Annotated in this window: 20 protein-coding genes; 9 read left to right on the forward strand and 11 right to left on the reverse strand. The window is 71.2% G+C overall.

Annotated elements, in window-relative coordinates; all coding sequences use genetic code 11:
- Positions 1-272: 272 nt before the first annotated feature.
- Both ACFRIC_RS21525 and mca read right to left on the reverse strand, forming a co-directional pair.
- Complete coding sequence (locus tag ACFRIC_RS21525) at positions 273-521, reverse strand: hypothetical protein (protein ID WP_382787982.1); 249 nt, start codon at positions 519-521, stop codon at positions 273-275.
- Positions 514-1,374, reverse strand: coding sequence for a mycothiol conjugate amidase Mca (gene mca / locus ACFRIC_RS21530; RefSeq protein ID WP_382788062.1), 861 nt, complete (start codon positions 1,372-1,374; stop codon positions 514-516). Before mca ends, ACFRIC_RS21525 begins: the two co-directional genes overlap by 8 nt.
- A gap of 168 nt (positions 1,375-1,542) precedes the next feature.
- On the opposite strand from mca, the gene ACFRIC_RS21535 reads away from it, so the two are divergent.
- Positions 1,543-1,944: a DUF4307 domain-containing protein gene (locus ACFRIC_RS21535; RefSeq protein WP_382787984.1), complete on the forward strand. Its 402-nt coding sequence runs from the start codon at positions 1,543-1,545 to the stop codon at positions 1,942-1,944.
- Between the two features lie 221 nt (positions 1,945-2,165).
- Positions 2,166-2,663, forward strand: a complete 498-nt coding sequence (gene greA / locus ACFRIC_RS21540; protein WP_382787986.1) for a transcription elongation factor GreA — start codon at positions 2,166-2,168, stop codon at positions 2,661-2,663.
- Between the two features lie 98 nt (positions 2,664-2,761).
- On the opposite strand, the gene ACFRIC_RS21545 is transcribed toward greA, so the two are convergent.
- From ACFRIC_RS21545 to ilvA, 3 genes are all read right to left on the reverse strand, one after another.
- A complete protein-coding gene (locus tag ACFRIC_RS21545) occupies positions 2,762-3,619 on the reverse strand; it encodes an ABC transporter permease (RefSeq protein ID WP_382787988.1) in 858 nt (285 codons plus the stop codon).
- Positions 3,616-4,650 (reverse strand): ATP-binding cassette domain-containing protein, encoded by a 1,035-nt coding sequence (locus ACFRIC_RS21550; protein ID WP_382787990.1) that lies wholly within the window; start codon positions 4,648-4,650, stop codon positions 3,616-3,618. The genes ACFRIC_RS21545 and ACFRIC_RS21550 overlap by 4 nt, the downstream gene beginning before the upstream one ends.
- A 200-nt stretch (positions 4,651-4,850) precedes the next feature.
- Positions 4,851-6,080: a threonine ammonia-lyase gene (gene ilvA, locus ACFRIC_RS21555; protein ID WP_382787992.1), complete on the reverse strand. Its 1,230-nt coding sequence runs from the start codon at positions 6,078-6,080 to the stop codon at positions 4,851-4,853.
- A gap of 165 nt (positions 6,081-6,245) precedes the next feature.
- Here ilvA and ACFRIC_RS21560 point away from each other — a divergent pair, with 165 nt between their 5' ends.
- From ACFRIC_RS21560 to ACFRIC_RS21570, 3 genes are all read left to right on the forward strand, one after another.
- Positions 6,246-6,752, forward strand: coding sequence for a MarR family winged helix-turn-helix transcriptional regulator (locus tag ACFRIC_RS21560; protein ID WP_382788064.1), 507 nt, complete (start codon positions 6,246-6,248; stop codon positions 6,750-6,752).
- 345 nt (positions 6,753-7,097) lie between these two features.
- The gene (locus ACFRIC_RS21565; RefSeq protein ID WP_382788066.1) at positions 7,098-7,592 is read left to right on the forward strand and encodes a sigma factor-like helix-turn-helix DNA-binding protein; all 495 of its coding nucleotides are present in this window, start codon (positions 7,098-7,100) and stop codon (positions 7,590-7,592) included.
- Positions 7,589-7,840 (forward strand): hypothetical protein, encoded by a 252-nt coding sequence (locus ACFRIC_RS21570; RefSeq protein WP_382787994.1) that lies wholly within the window; start codon positions 7,589-7,591, stop codon positions 7,838-7,840. Before ACFRIC_RS21565 ends, ACFRIC_RS21570 begins: the two co-directional genes overlap by 4 nt.
- A 194-nt stretch (positions 7,841-8,034) precedes the next feature.
- Here ACFRIC_RS21570 and ACFRIC_RS21575 read toward each other — a convergent pair whose 3' ends face one another.
- Positions 8,035-9,189 (reverse strand): cystathionine gamma-synthase, encoded by a 1,155-nt coding sequence (locus tag ACFRIC_RS21575; protein ID WP_382787996.1) that lies wholly within the window; start codon positions 9,187-9,189, stop codon positions 8,035-8,037.
- Positions 9,190-9,400: 211 nt separating this feature from the next.
- On the opposite strand from ACFRIC_RS21575, the gene ACFRIC_RS21580 reads away from it, so the two are divergent.
- The 3 genes from ACFRIC_RS21580 (at position 9,401) to ACFRIC_RS21590 (ending at position 12,288) form a co-directional block, all read left to right on the forward strand.
- Positions 9,401-10,519: a hypothetical protein gene (locus tag ACFRIC_RS21580; RefSeq protein ID WP_382787998.1), complete on the forward strand. Its 1,119-nt coding sequence runs from the start codon at positions 9,401-9,403 to the stop codon at positions 10,517-10,519.
- Positions 10,520-10,679: 160 nt separating this feature from the next.
- Positions 10,680-11,786 (forward strand): serine hydrolase domain-containing protein, encoded by a 1,107-nt coding sequence (locus ACFRIC_RS21585; RefSeq protein WP_382788000.1) that lies wholly within the window; start codon positions 10,680-10,682, stop codon positions 11,784-11,786.
- A 217-nt stretch (positions 11,787-12,003) separates the two neighbouring features.
- A complete protein-coding gene (locus ACFRIC_RS21590; protein WP_382788002.1) occupies positions 12,004-12,288 on the forward strand; it encodes a hypothetical protein in 285 nt (94 codons plus the stop codon).
- Between the two features lie 132 nt (positions 12,289-12,420).
- On the opposite strand, the gene ACFRIC_RS21595 is transcribed toward ACFRIC_RS21590, so the two are convergent.
- The 4 genes from ACFRIC_RS21595 to ACFRIC_RS21610 all read right to left on the reverse strand — a co-directional run bounded on the left by ACFRIC_RS21595 (position 12,421) and on the right by ACFRIC_RS21610 (position 14,401).
- Entirely contained in the window at positions 12,421-13,014 is a 594-nt protein-coding gene (locus ACFRIC_RS21595; RefSeq protein WP_382788004.1) for a DUF4291 domain-containing protein, read from the reverse strand.
- A gap of 103 nt (positions 13,015-13,117) precedes the next feature.
- A complete protein-coding gene (locus ACFRIC_RS21600; RefSeq protein ID WP_382788006.1) occupies positions 13,118-13,339 on the reverse strand; it encodes an e9imm peptide in 222 nt (73 codons plus the stop codon).
- Between the two features lie 63 nt (positions 13,340-13,402).
- Positions 13,403-13,810 (reverse strand): DUF3224 domain-containing protein, encoded by a 408-nt coding sequence (locus tag ACFRIC_RS21605; RefSeq protein WP_382788008.1) that lies wholly within the window; start codon positions 13,808-13,810, stop codon positions 13,403-13,405.
- Positions 13,811-13,900: 90 nt separating this feature from the next.
- Positions 13,901-14,401 (reverse strand): hypothetical protein, encoded by a 501-nt coding sequence (locus tag ACFRIC_RS21610; protein ID WP_382788010.1) that lies wholly within the window; start codon positions 14,399-14,401, stop codon positions 13,901-13,903.
- Between the two features lie 280 nt (positions 14,402-14,681).
- On the opposite strand from ACFRIC_RS21610, the gene ACFRIC_RS21615 reads away from it, so the two are divergent.
- A complete protein-coding gene (locus ACFRIC_RS21615) occupies positions 14,682-15,911 on the forward strand; it encodes a serine hydrolase domain-containing protein (protein ID WP_382788012.1) in 1,230 nt (409 codons plus the stop codon).
- A 31-nt stretch (positions 15,912-15,942) separates the two neighbouring features.
- Here ACFRIC_RS21615 and ACFRIC_RS21620 read toward each other — a convergent pair whose 3' ends face one another.
- Positions 15,943-18,168 carry a restriction endonuclease gene (locus ACFRIC_RS21620; RefSeq protein ID WP_382788014.1) on the reverse strand — a complete coding sequence of 742 codons (2,226 nt, stop codon included), beginning with the start codon at positions 18,166-18,168 and terminating at the stop codon, positions 15,943-15,945.
- Positions 18,169-18,394 lie beyond the last annotated feature (226 nt).

Consider the following 18,394-nt stretch of genomic DNA (forward strand, 5'->3'; position numbering starts at 1 on the left):
GTGTGCGCCCGCTGGGATCACACCGGGTGCCGGTCATGGCAGGGGCGGCCCCGGTCATGGCGAGGGGGCGGCCCCGTCACGGCCGACGGCCGCCGTCGGGTCGGTCACGCGGACCGGCCGGGTCGCGGCCATCAGGCGGGCGGGCCGGTGACCCGGGTCGGCCGGTCGCCGTCGCCCAGCGGTCGCCGTCGTCCGGCGGTCGCGGTGGTCTTGCGGTCTCTGCCGTCGGGCCCGGGCCCGGGCCCGGGGAGCCCGCGGGTGCGGGCGTCCGCTCAGCCCTTCGCGGGAGCGGTCCCGCCGGATCCGGAGCCGTCGGCGGACACCGCCTCGTTCTCGGGGTCCTGCTCGAAGGAGACCTTGCCCATGTGCTTGCTCATGGACTTCATCAGACCCCAGACGGCCAGGGCCATCACCGCGAAGACGATGAAGCCGAGGACGCCGGGGGTGACCTTGTTCTCGTCGACCTCCTTGGCGAGGGGGACGAGGTGCGTCAGTGCCAGGCTTGCGCTCATGTCAGGCATTGTCGCGGATGCCCGCAAAGAGGTCGTCCTCGGGGAGGGATGTGTCCACGAGGGACTTCGCGAGCTCGTACTCCTCGGTCGGCCAGACCTCCCGCTGGATCTCCATGGGGACCTTGAACCAGCCGCCGTCGGGGTCGATCTGCGTGGCGTGCGCGATCAGCGCCTTGTCACGGATCTCGAAGAAGTCCGCGCAGGGAACGTGCGTGGTCAGCGTGCGCTCGGCGCGCTCGAACTCGCTCCAGCGCTTCAGCCAGTCCCCGTACGGCGACTCCATCCCGCGGTCCAGGAGCGCGTGGTGCAGCGCCTCGGTGCGCGGGCGGTTGAAGCCCTGGTTGTAGTAGAGCTTCTGCGGCCGGTAGGCCGGGCCGAACTCGGACTCCGGGTACTTCTCGGTGTCCGTGGCGCCTTCGAAGGCCACCATCGAGATCTTGTGGGTCATGATGTGGTCGGGGTGCGGGTAGCCCCCGTTCTCGTCGTACGTGGTGATCACCTGCGGGCGGAACGAGCGGATCTGCTTGACCAGCTCGCCGGCCGCCTTGTCCACGTCCTCCAGGGCGAAGCAGCCCTCGGGCAGCGGCGGCAGCGGGTCGCCCTCGGGAAGGCCCGAGTCGACGAAGCCGAGCCACTCCTGCTTGACGCCGAGGATCTCGCGGGCCTCGTCCATCTCCTTCTTGCGTACCTCGTGGATGTTCTCCTCGATGTACTTGTCGCCCTGAAGCTTGGGGTTGAGGATGGAGCCGCGCTCCCCGCCCGTGCAGGTCACGACCAGCACGTCCACCCCCTCGGACACGTACTTCGCCATGGTGGCCGCACCCTTGCTCGACTCGTCGTCGGGGTGGGCGTGCACGGCCATCAGTCGCAGCTGGTCAGTCAAGACTCAATCCTCGGTCAGTCGGCTGTCGCCTGAGTCGGCTGTCGGCGCCCGGCGTGATTCCGCGCTGTGGGCGGCTTCTATAGTGACGGAATCGGGGGGCGATTAATTCCGGGGTCCGTCCCGGTGACCCCAGCCGAGAGGACGATCATGAGTACGTCGAGCACGCGGCTGCCCGAGGGCCGGTACGGCCGCTCCGCGGACGAGCGGGCCGACCGGAAGCTCAGGATCATCGGCGGCGTGCTGGGGGTCGCCCTGATCGGCGTGGTCGGCTGGTTCGGCTACGACTACATCGCCGGTTCCAAGATCAGCGCGCAGGTGATCACCTTCAAGGCGGTCTCGGACCGCGCGGTCGAGGTGCACCTGGAGGTGCACAAGGACGCCGGTACGAAGGGCTACTGCACCCTGCGTTCCCAGGACGCCGACGGCCTGGAGGTGGGCCGCGCGGACTTCCGTTTCGACCAGGACTCCTCCCGCCTCGACAGGGTGGTCACCCTGCGTACGACGGGCCGGGGCACCACGGCGGAACTCCTCGGCTGCCACGCGGGCTGAGCGGCACCGCCGATCGGGTCCCGACGGCAGCGGCGCGGGCCGGAATCACTCGGGGTGACCGGCGCCGACCTGCGGCTGACCAGCGTTGATGCAATTCTGATGTCTTATGTCCTCCCCTCGGAGCCGCTGAATTGTTAGGCTCGTGGTTTCGCCCACCCGTGAGAGAACATGCTTCAGGGTAGGGCGATGCTTTGTATTCCCAGTACCTACGAGGAGCACCTGTGACCCAGACCAGTGAGAACGTCACCTGGCTGACCCAGGAGGCGTACAACCAGCTCAGGGCCGAGCTGGAGTACCTGTCTGGTCCTGCGCGCACGGAGATCGCCGCCAAGATCGCGGCCGCGCGCGAGGAGGGGGACCTGCGCGAGAACGGCGGGTACCACGCGGCCAAGGAAGAGCAGGGCAAGCAGGAGCTCCGTGTGCGCCAGCTGACCCAGCTCCTGGAGAACGCCAAGGTCGGCGAGGCTCCCGCGGCGGACGGCGTGGTGGCACCGGGCATGATCGTGACCATCGCCTTCGACGGCGACGAGGACGACACCCTGGACTTCCTTCTCGGCTCCCGCGAATACGCGAGCTCGGACATGGAGACGTACTCTCCGCAGTCGCCCCTGGGCTCCGGAGTGAACGGCAAGAAGGTCGGCGAGGACGCCCAGTACGAGCTGCCGAACGGCAAGCTCGCCTCGGTGAAGATCCTCAAGGCCGAACCGCACCGGGGCTGAGCCCCGAACCGGCGACGACGATGCCCCCGGCAGCACGCCGGGGGCATCGTCATGTCCGCGTCGATCGGAGCCTGAACGGCACCGTCAGGACACCGGCGTCACGCCGTCGCCGAGCGGTACTTGCGGACGGCGAGCGTCCGGAAGATCACCACGATCAGGACCGAGTAGATCACCGAGGCCCAGACGGGGTGCTGCATGGGCCAGGCGTCGGACGTCGACACGCCCGGGTTGGCGAACAGCACCCGGCATGCCTGCACGGTGGCGCTGAACGGGTTCCAGTCGGCGACGTGCCGCAGCCAGGGGGTCATGTTGCTGGTGTCCACGAACGCGTTCGAGATGAACGTGACCGGGAAGAGCCAGATCAGCCCGCCGGACGTGGCCGCCTCGGGTGTCCGCACGGACAGGCCGATGAGCGCGCCGATCCAGGTGAACGCGTACCCGAGCAGGAGCAGCAGACCGAAGGCCCCGATGACGCGGAACGCGTCGGTGCTGCCGTTCGAGCCGACCCGCCAGCCGACCATGACCGCGACCACCGCGAGGACCAGCAGGGTCAGCGCGGTCTGCACGAGGTCGGCCAGGGTGCGGCCGGTCAGCACCGCGCCCCGCGCCATGGGCAGCGACCGGAAGCGGTCGATCAGGCCCTTGTGCATGTCGTCGGCGATGCCCGCGCCGGCGCCCGCGGTCGCGAAGGTGACCGTCTGGGCGAAGATGCCGGCCATCAGGAAGTTCGTGTAGTCGGTGGCGCTGGTGCTGCCGCCGATCTTCATGGACCCGCCGAAGACGTACGTGAACAGGACCACGAACATGATCGGCTGGATCAGTCCGAAGATGACCATCTCCGGGATCCTGGACATTCTGATCAGGTTCCGCTTGGCGATGACCAGGGAGTCCCGGACGGACTGGAAGACCGGGTTCGAGGGTGCCGTGACCCGCACGGCGTCGCTGAGGGCACTCACTTCACGGCCTCTTTCACGCTCTCGTCGGTGCGGGCGTCCTTGCCCTTGCCGCCCCGGTCGTCCGCCGGGCCGTCGCCCTCCTCGGGCTTCTCCTCGGCCACATGGCCGGTGAGCGAGAGGAAGACGTCGTCCAGGGTGGGGCGGCGCAGGCCGACGTCGTCGATCTCGATGCCGCGGCCGTCCAGCTCGCGGATCACCTCGGCGAGGAGCTTCGCGCCGCCGGTGACGGGCACGGTGAGCTTGCGAGTGTGCTCCTCGACCGTCGTCTCGCCCTTGCCGAAGGCGCGCAGCACCTCGGAGGCGGTCGCGATGTGCTCGCGGTCGTGCACGACGACCTCGACGCGCTCGCCGCCGGTCTGCGCCTTGAGCTCGTCGGCGGTGCCGCGGGCGATGACGCGGCCGTGGTCGACGACGCAGATGTCGTGCGCGAGGTGGTCGGCCTCTTCGAGGTACTGGGTGGTGAGCAGCAGCGTCGTACCGCCGGAGACGAGCTGCTTGATGACGTCCCAGAGCTGCTGGCGGTTGCGCGGGTCGAGGCCGGTCGTGGGCTCGTCCATGAACATCACCGGGGGCGACACGACCAGGGCCGCCGCGAGGTCGAGACGGCGTCGCATGCCGCCCGAGTACGTCTTCGCGGTGCGGTCGGCGGCGTCGGCGAGGTTGAACTGCTCCAGGAGCTCGTCCGCGCGGACCTTCGCGGCCTTCGCCCGCATCTGGTAGAGCTGTCCGACCATCTGGAGGTTCTCGCGGCCGGTCAGGTATTCGTCGACCGCCGCGAACTGTCCGGAGAGGCCGACCCTGCGTCGTACCGCGTCGGGGTCCTTGAGCACGTCGACGCCCGCGACGACGGCCTTGCCGCTGTCGGGGCGCAGCAGGGTCGTCAGACAGCGGACCGCGGTCGTCTTGCCCGCGCCGTTCGGCCCGAGCAGGCCGAGCACGGTGCCTTCCGGGACATCGAGGTCGACGCCGTCCAGAGCCCTTACGTCACCGAAGGTCTTCACCAGGCCTTCGGCGTAGATGGCGCCTGGCATGAGTGTTCTCCACGTCGTTGGGGATTTTCGGATGTGCGCGTGTTTGCGAATGTGCGCGTACTGGGGACTGGTGCACGACGAGAAAGTCATCGGCCCGGCCCCGTCGGCGCCGATCCGGACCCACCGTAACGCGATGTATCGCGTCTCTCAATGGATTTTCCCCGAGTGGGACGGCCGGGCCCCTTCGGGCGGCCGCGCCCTCACTCGATGACCGTGTACCCCGCCTCGCGCAGCGCCGCGTTCACCTCGGCGCAGTGCTCGTGCCCCTTCGTCTCCAGGTGCAGCTCGACCTCCACCTCCGTGAGCCCGAGCCGCGGATCGGTCCGTACGTGGCTCACATCGAGGACGTTAGCGTCCGCCACTGACAACACCCCGAGAAGCGTGGCCAGGGCGCCGGGCCGGTCGGTGAGCCGCAGCGTGACCGCCAGATAGCGGCCGCCCGCCGCCATGCCGTGCCGCAGGATGCGCTGCATCAGCAGCGGATCCACGTTCCCGCCCGACAGCAGCGCCACGACCGGGCCCTCGAAGGAGCCGGGGTCGCGCAGCAGCGCCGCGACGGAGCTCGCGCCGGCCGGTTCGACGACCAGCTTGGCGCGCTCCAGGCACAGCAGCAGCGCGCTGGACAGATCGTTCTCGGAGACCGTGCGGACCTCGTCGACCAGCTCCTCGACCAGGCGGAACGGCACGTCGCCGGGGCGGCCGACCTTGATGCCGTCGGCCATCGTCGCCGGGTTCTCCACCGACACCGGCCGCCCCGCCGCGAGCGAGGGCGGATACGCCGCCGCGCCCTCCGCCTGCACGCCGATGATCCGGACGTCCGGGCGCAGCGACTTCACGGCGAGGGCCACGCCCGCCGCGAGCCCGCCGCCGCCGATCCCGAGGACGATCGTGCGCACCTCCGGGCACTGCTCCAGGATCTCCAGGCCGACCGTGCCCTGCCCCGCGATGACGTCGGGGTGGTCGAAGGGGTGGATGAACACCGCGCCCGTCCGCCGCGCGTACTCCTGCGCGGCGGCCAGGGTCTCGTCGACCACCTGCCCGTGCAGCCTCACCTCGGCGCCGTAGTCGCGGGTGGCCGCGACCTTGGGCAGCGGCGCGCCGTTCGGCATGAACACGGTGGACCGCACACCGAGCAGCGAGGAGGCGAGCGCCACGCCCTGCGCGTGGTTGCCCGCGCTCGCGGCGACGACGCCCGCCGCGCGCTCCTCCGGGAGCAGGCCCGCGATCCGCACGTACGCGCCGCGCAGCTTGAACGATCCCGTCCGCTGGAGGTTCTCGCACTTGAACTGCACCGGCGCGCCGACGAGCTGGGACAGATACCTGCTGCCCTCCATCGCGGTCACCCGCGCCACCCCCGACAGCATCTTCTGCGCGCCGCGCACGTCGTCGAGAGTCACACTGGGAAAGGAGTCAGCACTGCTGTAGCTCATGACCGTCAGTCTCGCAGTTCACGCGGGCGCACTCCCGTGGTGACCACGCTCCGAGACTCGGTTTGCGCAGCGCCGGTACGGCCCGCGCCCCGGCCGCGTAACCTGTCCCCCAACCCAGCTCCCCACGCATGAATTGAGCCCCCGGCCATGCCCACTACACCAGAGATGTCGATGGACATGACGACCGTCGGTGACACCGGTCTTCTCGAAGCCCTTCAGCACGAGGTCGCGGTCTTCGCGCGCCGTGCGGAACAGACCCGGCTCGGCGGGGTGGGGCAGGTGCGCAACTCCATGGACCGTGCCGCCTACCTCCTGCTCAACCGCCTCGACAAGGAAGGCCCGATGGGCGTCAAGGCGCTCGCGGCGAGCATGGGGATCGACTCCTCGACGGTCACCCGGCAGGTCGCCCCGCTGGTCGACACCGGGCTCGTCAAGCGCACCTCGCACCCCGAGGACGGGCGCGCCGTGGTGCTTCAGCTCTCCCCGCGCGGCCAGTCCCGGCTCGACGAAGTACGCACGTCCCGGCGTCAGTTGATGGCCGAGCTGACACACGATTGGGCACCGGAGGAGCGTGAGGTCTTCTGCGCGCTCCTCACCCGCTTCAACGGCGCGCTCTCGGCCCGCCAGGCGGCCCAGGGCCTGCCGACCACGGAGACCGAGCCGGCTTCCTGAACGGAGCCGGTGCCGGCCGGTCGGCCGGGCCCTTTCCGGCCGTCGGGCCGCGCGCCCGGAGCTTGCCGGTGACCGCACCTGGGGCAGACCGGCGCGCCGAGCCCTGGTTCCGGGCGCCGACCGCGCCAAGGGCTGGCTGGTGAGCCGCGCCCGGGGCGGGGCGCAGGCCGGGGCCCCGGTGTCCCCGGGCGTTCGTCGCGCGGCACGCGTGCGTGCATGTGCTCCGAACTCTTGACCGGAAGGCGCCCCCTGGCCTCATATGAGACCGGGTCCTCGTCGTACGGGGTGCGACGGGTCGCACGCGGCCGCGGGCCTTCTCAGGGTCACCCTCAGGCGGGAGGCATGGTGCGAGAACGGCGTGCCTCCCAAGGCGTTCGCCGGGCCAGGGAGTTCGAGGCCTTCGTGGCGGGCGCGGCGGGGCGGCTGCTGCACACCGCCACCCTGCTCACCGCGGAGCCCCGGGACGCCAACCCGCGCGCGCGGCGACTGCTGACACAGGCCCTCGCCCACACGTACGCCTCCTGGGACCGGCTCCACGGCGAGGATCCCTACGACAGCGCCCGCAGGCAACTGGCCGCGCGCTTCCAGCGCACCGCCTGGCACCAGTACGGGAGCTTCGGGCGCCGGCGTACCTCCCCGGACCACGTCCTGGCCTCCCTCACGCCCCAGGAACGGCTGATCCTCGTGCTCAGGCTGTACGAGGGGGTCGCCGAGGAGCAGGCGGCGGCCCTGCTCGGGCTCCCCCCGGAACGCGTACGGGCGATCTGCGCCCGCGCCATGGCGACGCTGCTGCACCCGCCCCGCGACCCGGCACCGGCCCTGGAGGTGGCGCCGTCATGAACCTGTCGGAGCGCGAGGCGGCCGTGCGGCGGATGCTGGAGCTGACACCCGCGCCCGTGGTGCCGGCCGACCTGTACGGCGAGGTCGTGCGCCGCGGACGGCGCGTGCAGCGCCGTGCGCGGGCGGTGCGGCGGCTGCTGTGGCTGGCACTGCTCGCCGCGGCCGTCGTCTTCGCCGTCTGGGCGGCGACGGCCCGTCCGTGGGTGGAACCGCCGTCGGACACGACTCCTCCGCTGACGGGCTGGTGACCGAACGCTTCCCGGGGACGGGCCGGTGATCTCGGGCCGTGCTGAAGGCCGGTGTTCGCGGACCGTGGCTGACGGCCGGTGACCGTGCGCCACTGCCCGCGGGCCGGTGGTCCGGCGCGCGGGCAGTGGTGGAGGTCCGGTCGGGCGGCGACGGCGGGCCGGAGCGGGCCCACCGAGGGCCGCCGCCCTCGGCTCTAGCCCAGGGCCTGCTGCAGGTCCTGGAGCAGTTCGTCGATGTTCTCGATGCCCACGGAGATGCGGACGAGGTCGGCGGGGACCTCCAGCGCCGAACCGGCGACCGAGGCGTGCGTCATGCGTCCCGGGTGCTCGATCAGGGACTCGACCCCGCCCAGCGACTCACCGAGCGTGAACACCTTGGCACGGTTGCAGACCTCGACGGCCGCCTCCTCGCCGCCCTCGACCTGGAAGGAGACCATGCCGCCGAACGACCTCATCTGCTTGGCGGCGATCTCGTGACCGGGGTGCTCCGGGAGACCCGGGTACAGGACCCGCGTCACGCGCGCGTGCCGGGTGAGCATGTCGGCGATCCGGCCGGCGTTCTCGCTGTGCCGGTCCATGCGCACGGAGAGGGTCTTGGTGCCGCGCAGCACCAGCCAGGAGTCGAAGGGCCCGGCGACGGCGCCCATCGCGTTCTGGTGGTACGCCAGTTCCTCGCCGAGTTCCTGGTCGGCGGTGATCAGGGCGCCGCCCACGACGTCCGAGTGACCGCCCATGTACTTGGTCAGGGAGTGCACGACGACGTCCGCGCCGAGCGCGAGCGGCTGCTGGAGGTAGGGGGTCGCGAAGGTGTTGTCGACGACGAGCCGGGCGCCCGCCTCGCGCGCGATCTGCGCGATCACGGCGATGTCGGTGATGCCGAGGAGGGGGTTGGAGGGCGTCTCGACCCAGATCGCCTTGGTCTTCGGGGTCAGTGCGGCCCGTACCGACTCGGGGTCGCTGGTGTCGGCCACCGACCATTCGACGCCCCAGCGGGAGACGACCTTGGCGAAGAGCCGGAAGGTGCCGCCGTACGCGTCGTTGGGGATCACCACGTGGTCACCGGGGCTGAGCAGCGTACGCAGCAGGCAGTCCTCGGCCGCCAGTCCCGACGCGAAGGCGAGGCCGCGGCGGCCGCCCTCCAGTGCTGCGAGGTTCTCCTCCAGGGCGGTCCTGGTGGGGTTGGCGCTCCGGCTGTACTCGTAGCCGCCGCGCAGGCCGCCGACGCCGTCCTGCTTGTAGGTCGAGACCTGGTAGATCGGCGGGACGACCGCTCCGGTGAGGGGATCGGCGGTGTTGCCCGCGTGGATCGCGAGCGTCTCGAAATGCTGACTGATGTGCCTGTCGCTCATGAGTCCCGAGCGTAGTGCTCCTTACGCGTTCGTGACGGCGTACACCCGGCAGCGGAGCGGGCCTTCGCCGAGAGCGTGACGCGTGCGCCCGGGACCGGAGCGGGCCCGGACGCGGAGCGTGCTGCGCGCGCCAGAGGCCGGAGCGGGCCTTCGCCCACAGCGTGACGGACCGGGTTGGCCAATTGTCGGACGCGTCTGGTTCGCTGGAGGCATGCAGATTCTCTGGGTCCTGATGGCGCTGGCCATGTTCAGCGTGGTCCTGCTGCCGGTGTTCCGGCGCAGGCGCACCGGTATACAGCTCGTCACGCCCGGTGACCCGGACGCCGCGGACCCCGCGAACTACGGCTTCCTGCGCCAGGAGGAGCTGGACATCCGCATGCCGGGACCGGACGCGGATCTGCTGAACGTCCTGGACGTGGTGCAGCGGACCCAGGACTACCGCGCGGCCTCGCAGCTCCTGGCCGGCACCGAGACCGAGGGCGAGACCCGCTGGCAGCGGGTGCAGGCCTTCGCGGGCGCCGCGTCGCTCGAGCTCATGCAGCGGCCCGGCGGGGTCAGCGAGACGCCCGGCGGGCAGTGGCTGCGGGTGTGGCGTGCCGAGGCCCCCAAGGACGCGGGCGGCGCCGCGGTGCACGCCGAGTTCCTGGTGCAGCAGGCCTGGCGGACGTCGACGCCGGGCACCGACGACTTCCGGATCATCATGGAGGAGGCGCGGTCCGCCTGCGGCGACGCGGCGCTGCTGTCCCCCGGTGACCCGATCCCGTACATCATCGAACTGTCGGTGGCGCGCGGACTCGGCTACACCCAGCCGGAGTTCGAGAAGCTCTGGCTGAAGATCCTGGACCGCGCGCCGTCCCACATGGGCGCGCACCTGGCGGCCCTGCACTACTGGTGCGAGAAGTGGCACGGCTCGCGGGAGACGGCGTACGCCTTCGCGGAGGCCGCGGCGGCACGGGCGCCGGAGGGCTCCCTCCTCGCGGCGATGCCGCTGTTCGCGGTCTTCGAGCACCTGCCCGAGGTGAACCTGGTCCGCGGCTTCTACCGGAGCGAGGTCGTGACCAAGGCCGTCCACGGCGCGCTGTACGCGGTCCACGCGGCCCGCCCCGACGACCCGATGCTCGCCCACGTCCGCCATCTGCTGGTCTGCTTCCTGGTCCGCGGCGAGCGCTGGTCCGAGGCGATGAACCAGTTGGTGCACGTGGACGGCCACGTCGGCGCCCTGCCCTGGACCCTGAGCCAGGATCCGGCCGCGGACTACGCGATATACCGCGCGCTGGCGGTCGCCGGGTACGAGGCCAACGGCGGCAGCCCGGCGACCCTGTCGCACTGACGGCGGCGCGCGGGGCGAGGGCGGCTCGCCCCGAGGTCTGGGCGGGGCGGTGCTTCCCGGGGCCGGGAAGCCGCGGGGCGGGGGTTCTTCCCCGGGCCGGGTGATCATGGCGCCCGGGAATTCGGTTGCCCCTCGGACGTTCCCGGGCTACAAACCACACATGGCCGACATCCAGGGCTCGTACGACGATCTCTTCATCGCTGTGCCCCAGGCGCTGTCCGTGATGCTGGACGAGGGTGACGCCGGTGCCTCGGTGGCCGTCTTCGTGGACGGCGAACCGGTGGTGGACGTCTGGGGCGGTTTCACCGACGCGGACCGCACGACCCCGTGGCAGCGGGACACGATCACCAACGTCTGGTCCGTGACCAAGACGATGACGAACCTGTGCGCGCTGATCCTGGTCGACCGGGGCGAGCTCGACCTGGACACGCCGGCCGGTCACTACTGGCCGGAGTTCGCCCGGGCGGGCAAGGAGAAGGTGCTGGTACGGCACCTGCTCGCGCACACCGCGGGCCTGCCCGACTGGGACGGACCGGTCGAGGACCTGTACGACTGGACGGCCGCCACGGCGCGTCTGGAGGCGCAGACCCCGCAGTGGGAGCCGGGTTCCGCGGCCGGGTACCACTCGCTGACCCAGGGCTTCCTGGTGGGCGAGGTGATCCGCCGCATCACGGGCGCCGGCCCGGGCGCGTTCTTCGCACGGGAGGTGGCGGGCCCGCTGGGCGCCGACTTCCACATCGGGCTGCCGGCCGCACAGGACCACCGGGTGGCCCTCACGATCCCGCCGCCCGGCCAGGACGAGGACTACACCGCGAGCGCGCCCGGCGGCACCACACCGGCCGCCGGCACCGCGCGCCTCAGGGTCCGTGACGGCAACAGTGCGGCCTGGCGCCGGGCGGAGATCCCCGCGGCGAGCGGATTCGGCAACGCCCGCTCGGTCGCGCTCGTGCAGTCGGTCATGGCCCGCGGAGGAGCACTGGGCGGCACCCGGCTCCTGTCACCGGCGGTCTGCGAGCTCGCACGACAGGAACAGTTCAAGGGCGAGGACCGCCGCCTGGGCATGCCCGTCCGCTGGGGCCTGGGCTACGGCCTGTTCGACACCGGCATCGGCTGGGGCGGCTGGGGCGGCTCCCTGGTCGTGGTCGACCCCGACCACCGCATGGCGGTCGCCTACGTGACCCACCAGATGCGCGAACCGGCGAACGACCAGCGGGGCCTGGAACTGCTGATGTCCGCCTACGACGGCCTCCAGGGCCTGAAACCCTGACGGGCCGGACCACAGCCTCCCGTTCCCCTTCCAGGTCCGGCCCGGCGCGAGCGGCCCGCCCTCACGCGTCGCGGCCGGCCCTGCCGGGCAACCGCCGTTCGGACCACCCGAGGCGGCTCTTCAGGTGACTGCCGGACGCCTCATGAGCCAGGCAGCCGTCGCAGGGGTACGACGTCTCAGCAGAGAACGAACCCGGAACGCCGTGAGGAGCTTGGCGATGTACGCAGCAGTCCGGCGGTACGAAGGGGTGACCGATTCGGCCGAGGCGGCACGTCTCGTGAACGAGGGGTTCGTGGCACTCATGCGCCAGGTCTCCGGCTTCGTGGCCTACTACTGGATCGATGCCGGGGACGGAGTGATGGTCTCGACCAGTGTCTTCCAGGACCGGGCCGGTGCCGAGGAATCGATCTCGAGGGCTGCGGACTTCGTGCGGGACAACCTTGCGTCCCTGCTCCCCAACCCTCCCCAGGTCATGGCCGGCGAGGTGGTGGCTTCCGCATGACGGCGTTCGGACCGGCCATATGAAGCCTCCAGGCCGTACCGGCCCGCAGTGACCACGCGGTCGCCCTTCACAGACCTTTGCTGCCGCCATGCGGCCCGTGGGTGATGCCTGCGGTAGTGCCCGGGCCACCGGTCAGTGACACAGGTGGGCCAGGAGTTCTTCGCCGGCGGGGTACTCCTCCTCATGGGGGAGCAGGCGGGTGGCCGAGTCCAGTTCGCGGTCCCTGACGAGTGCGTGGATCTCGTGGGCGAGCGGGGTCACGTCGCTGATGGACACGATCCACTCGTCCGCGTACCGCGTCGACGCCTCGCCCGAGAGCCCCAGTTGCAGCGAGCGGTACGGCAGGGGACGCAGATGCAGATCGCGTTCGGGATCCCACTGGACCCGGGCGGGCGCGCGCTTGAGGTCGCGCTGCCAGGCGCTGCGATCGGCGTGCAGTCCGCGGACGTAGTGCGACAGGCAGGCATGACGCAGCGCCCAGTCGAAGCCGTCACGCGTGATCTCGACAGCGAGGACGGTCTCCTGACCCTCCTTCGTGCCCCAGCCGGAGCGGTACATCATCCACATGAAGCTGGGTTTGATCCACGTCATGCGGTCGGGCTTCCACGCGGCGGGGAAACGGCCGTCGCGGGCGGCGGGTCCGCCGATCTCCGGGCGGTACGCCTGATAGACGGTGATCGTGGAGTCCGTGTGGGCCGCGCGGATCTGACGTTGCGGTTCTTCCATGACGTACAGCGTGGGCTTGGCCGGCCCAGGTGACCACCGATTTTCGGGCTACGGCCGCTGCTTGGCCTTGTCGACGATCCGACCACGCATCCGAGTGGCGAGTTCACAAGGCAATCGGCCGGTAGGCCAGAGCACGGTCGACCACCTCCTCTGCGGACAGCTCCCGCTCCGGGGGCCAGAAGATCAGGCCGGAGACATGGCCGGTTGGGCAGGCCAGGGCTCTGTCGAGTTTTTCCAGCAGGTCGTTCGCCTCGGACTCGGAGGCGTAGTCCACGTCCTCGATCCGTCGCACGAGCGCGATCGCTTCCGCTCGGCTCAACTCCACGGCTCGCGTCAGCCCCTTTCATCGGCGCCACCTCGGTGAGCGGTGTGCTCGCCAGGAGGCGTCCTAGCGGTTCAGCTCGTAGTCGAACCAGATTCGGTGGGTGCCGTCCGGGGTGATCGTGATGGCGCCGGTTCCGGTGATTCCGGTCAGGGCGGCTGTTCCGCTGGACGGCACGATCGTGAAGAACTCGCTCTCCCTCGACTCGCCCAGCGTCGTCGCGGAGTGGGCGAAGTTGAAGGTGCCCGCCCGGTCGTGGAGCGTTCCCTCGAAGGACTCCATGGCGACGTACGTCCCCACGCCGGTGGACTGGTCGAACGCGGCGGTGAACAGCGTGGCGGAGCGTCCGGCGATCTCGCCTTCGTACTCCTTCTCCATCGTGGCGACGCCGACCGGCAGTGCCGTCTCGATCGCGGGGCCCGGGACGGGTGCCGGGGTGAATCCGGCGACTTTGAACGTTCCTGAAGCTCGCATGGCGGGATCGTATGCCGCACCACTGACATCGACACCGGGTCGCGCGGACACTCACCGCCCGCGCGGCCGACGCGGGTGTCCTCTCTCGCCTCAGAGGCTCTGCAGCACGCCCGCCACCCCGCCGATGAATGCGCTGGTCAGCGTTGCCGTGGCCAGGACGCCCAGCAGGATCCGCAGCCCGCGGGATCCGGTCTCCAGACCGGTTCGGGCGTGTACGACCATGGCTCCCAGGGTCAGCACCACCAGGCCGAGCAGGGACAGCGCCAGCCAGCCGAACACGGCGGCCACGCCGGTCTGTTCGTAGGTGTCGGAGGACGTCCGCCGCAGCGCGACCGTGCTGCCGACGGGCACGTCGCTGTCGACCGTGGCGTCGGTGTCCACCACGGTCCCGTCGTCGGAACGGAAGATGCCGTGGCAGTGCGGGTACCGGTGGCCTCCCGACTGGCTGTACGAGCAGGCCTGGACACTGAGCCGTCCGGACGTGCCCGCCATCCCCGTGGCGTAGGCGAGATGCGTGACCGCGAGCCAGGTCACGGCGGTGCCCGCGACGAACAGACCCGTGATCACCAGCAGGAGGCGCCTCGCCGGCATCCCTGTCCGGCGGTCCGTGTTCCGGGTGTTCGTCCGCTTCCTCATCCCGTCCCCCCCGTTCCCAGGCCTCACCGGTCCCGGACTTCTCGACGTACAGCAGACCCGCCGGCGCGCCCGATGGTTGCGGGCCCCCGTGGCTCCGATCGAGTGGACTTGCCGGAACGTTGATCGGACCGGAGCCCGTACCGGGGGCGCGGATGGTGCTGTTGCCGTCTGTTCCCGTGACCTGGACCTGAACCTGAACCAGAACCCGCACCTGATCCGGAAGAGGCGCCCCCCCATGCGGCACAGCTCCTACCGCCGTCCCCTCGTCGCGGCACTGCTCGCGGCGACCGTGCTGGCCCCGATGACCACGACGCCCGCCGCGGCCTTCCACCCGCCGGGCGTACGACCGACCCCCGTGCACGCCACGGACAGGGACGGGTACGGCAGCGACGACGAGGCGACCGACAGTCTCGGCCCGGCGCTGAGCGCCCGGCTGGACAAGGCCGTCGAGGACGTCCGCAAGCAGGCCGGCATCCCCGGTGTCGTCGTCGGTCTGTGGATGCCCGGCAAGGGCAACTACGTCCGCGCGACCGGAGTCGCCGACAAGGCCACCGGCAAGCCGATGTCCGCCGACGACTACGTGCGGATCGGCAGCGAGACCAAGACCTTCACCGTCACCGCGCTGCTCGAACTCGTCGACCGGCACCGGGTCCGGCTGGACGACCTCATCTCCCGCTACATCCCCGGCGTCCCGAACGGCCGCCACATCACGCTGCGCCAGCTCGCCGAGATGCGCAGCGGACTGTTCCCGTACACCTCCGACGCGGACTTCGAGCACGACCTGCTGAGCGACCCGCAGCGGTTCTTCACCCCGCGAGAGCTGCTCGCGTACGGCTTCAAGCACCCCAACACCTTCGCCCCGGGCACGCAGTTCGAGTACTCCAACACCAACCTCATCCTGCTGGGCCTCGTCGTCGAGAAGGTCACCGGGCGCAAGCTCCGCGACATCATCGACGAGCGGGTCCTGCGCCCGGCCCGTCTGCGCCACACGCTGTTCCCGAAGGGGAACGAGTTCCCCAAGCCGCACCCGCAGGGCTACACCGACCAGACGCTGAGCGGCGAGGTCGCGAACTCCACGAACTGGAACCCGAGCTGGGCCTGGGCCGCCGGGGCGATGATCTCGAACCTCCAGGACCTGCGGCACTGGGCCAAGGTCGTCGCCACCGGCACGCTGCTCAGCCCCGAGACCCAGGCGCAGCGCCTCAAGACGCTGCCGACCGGCTTCCCGGGAACGACGTACGGGCTCGGCATCTTCAACGCCAGCGGATGGATCGGGCACAACGGCTCCCTGCCGGGATACGAGACCGTGACCGTGTACCTGCCCTCGAAGAAGGCCACCCTGGTCGTCATGCTCAACACCGACATCACCTACCAGGGCCAGGAACCGTCCACGCTGGTCGCCAGGGCCGTCACAGAGATCGTCACTCCGGACAACGTCTACGCCGGCGCGGTCGTCACCCCCTGAGGTCCGGCCGGGGCGCGCCCGGCCCGCGGGGCTACTCCACCGCGATGCCGAAGTCCCGTACGAGTTCCGCGAGACCGCCCGGGTAGCCCTTGCCGCCGAGGACGAACTTCCAGTTCCCGTCGGCACGGCGCCGGAAGGAGCCGAGGACCAGGGCGGTCTCGCCGGGCCGGCCGTCGGAGACGTCGAGCCGGTCCAGTTCGGTCAGGTCCGGGCCCAGCAGCCGGATGCCGGCGTCCGTGAAGCCGGAGAGGTCGGCGTCCGGGTCGGCCTCGGGGTCGACGGCGGCCACGAGGACGACCCGGTCGGCCTCCGCCGGCAGGGCGTCGAAGGAGACGCCGATCGCGGCCTTGTCGGGCGGCGTGGCGGGCAGCGCGGACACCGAACCGTCCGGTGTCCGCGGGTTGTTGTAGAACACGAAGTGATCGTCGCCGAGGACGCGCCCGCCCCGGCAGACGAGCGCGCAGACGTCCAGTGCGACGCCCCCGGTCCATCCCATCCCGAGGACGTTGTGGTCGTCGGGCAGCCGGGTCCCCGCCTCGGGGCGGGACGCCCCCGACGCCCGCGAAGAGGCACGCGAAGCACCCGACGCCACCGAAGACGGACGGGAAGCCCCCGAAGACTGCCGGACAGTCCCCGAAGACGGCCGGGACCGTCCCGACGCCCGAGGCGCCTGGACCGGCCGCGTCGCATCCGGCTCCGGAACCGGCCGGGCCGCCGACGCCGCCCCCGAGCGGCCCCCGTCCCCCAGCCTCCCCCGCAGCCCGTGCCGATGCAGCAGGTCCACGAGTTCGGGGCCGGAGATGAGCTCCAGCGGCTTGCCCTCGGCGAAGGTGTGCGAGCCGGGTCCGAACCCCGACGTCGTCACGAGGACACCCTTGTTGGCGCCCGCGTCCTGCACCGTCCCGTACAGGTCGCGTACGGCGGTGGGCGGCACGGTGTTCCGGTAGCGCTTCACCTGGACGACGATCTTGCCGCCCCGGATGGGCGCCGGGTCCAGCGCGTCGACGTCCACGCCTCCGTCGTTCGAGCGCTGGGTGGTCACCGCCTGCATCCCCATGGCCCGGAACAGATCGGCCACGAGCTCCTCGAACGCGATCGGGTCCATGGCGTACAGGTCGGGATCCTCGTCACCGCCGTGGGCGACGACGCGGTTCCCGACGTCCTGGGGCCGCCGGCCGGGCCGTACGGGCGTGAGCTGGTCCGGCCGGGCCGAGAGCTGTCCGCGCAGTCCGTCGGTCAGACAACTGGCCGCGTCCACCTGGGCGAGGTGCAGGGCGAGGAACGAGGCGCGGGCGGCCCTGACGGTGGCGAGGACGATGTGGTCCGGCCGGCCCGTGGCGGGGTCGTGCCCGTCCACGAAGCCGTTCAGGACGACCGATTCGAGCGCGCCCTGTTCGTCGGCGCCGAAGAGCTCGTGCAGGACGAGCAGGACGCACTGCGCGAGGACCTCGCGGTACAGGGCCCGCCGCTGGGTCACGGGACGGGCGGTCTCCTTGTCCTGATCGGCGCCGGACAGATAGCGGACGGCCTTCGCCTCGGGGACGACGTCGTAGGCGGGAAGCTCCCAGTCGAGGACCAGTTCCCCGGCGGCCGCGTCGTAGGCGGCGGCGATCCGGCGCGGGAAGCCCTCCGGCCACGCCGACGACGAGTAGAGAGCGGCGGAGAAGTACTCGATCACGGAGTCGGGATCCCGGTGGCGGACTCCTTCGGCCACCTCGGCGACGCCCGCGTTGTGCCGCCGCGCCTCCCCCAGCGTGGCGTCGGCCCACTGCTGGTACTCCCGTTGATACGAGGCCAGTTGGCGCTGCCGGTGCGCCTCGGCGGCCTGGGCGGCGTGCCAGTCGTGCTCGAAGCGGGCGCGCGCCTCGGCCTGCGCCTGCGCCCGGCGGTTCGCGGTCCAGCCGCCCTGCACCTGGTACCGGTCCATGTCCGGCATGACCACCGGCTGCGCGAGCGGGCCCGGGGCGAAGGGCTGGACCTGTTCGGGACGCAGGAGCGCGGCGGCCCGGAAGGCGGGCGCCCGGCAGCCCGCGGCGAGCAGCCCCTGAAGGGAGGCGACCTCGGCGTCCAGTTCCTCGGTACGGCGCCGTGCCTCGGACTGCCGGTACTCGCGGTACTCCTGGGCGGCCCGCCGCTGGTGGGCCCGCGCCTGCTGCTCCGCCTGCCTGCGCCGTCTCTCGTCGAGCTCCCGCTGGCGCTGCTGCTGCCGCTGCACCTCGGCCCAGACGCCGACGAAACCCGTAGAGCGACGACTCATGAGCTGCAGGCCCTCCCCCGATGTCGGCAGCCGAACGGCCCCGTTGGTTGTCCCCACAACCATGTGTAAAAGGGTGACTCTATCCAGTAATCACCGTCCCGCACATCCGCTGGGCGGCGGCCCCCGGGAGCGGGCATTCTGGCAGGTCACCTCCGGTCGGGAAGCGCCGAGGGCGCCGCTCCCGTCGTACGACGGGAGCCGCGACCTCGTGGGTCGGGCGCCTGTT

The sequence above is a fragment of the Streptomyces sp. NPDC056738 genome (genome assembly GCF_042790435.1).
Taxonomy (GTDB): Bacteria; Actinomycetota; Actinomycetes; order Streptomycetales; family Streptomycetaceae; genus Streptomyces.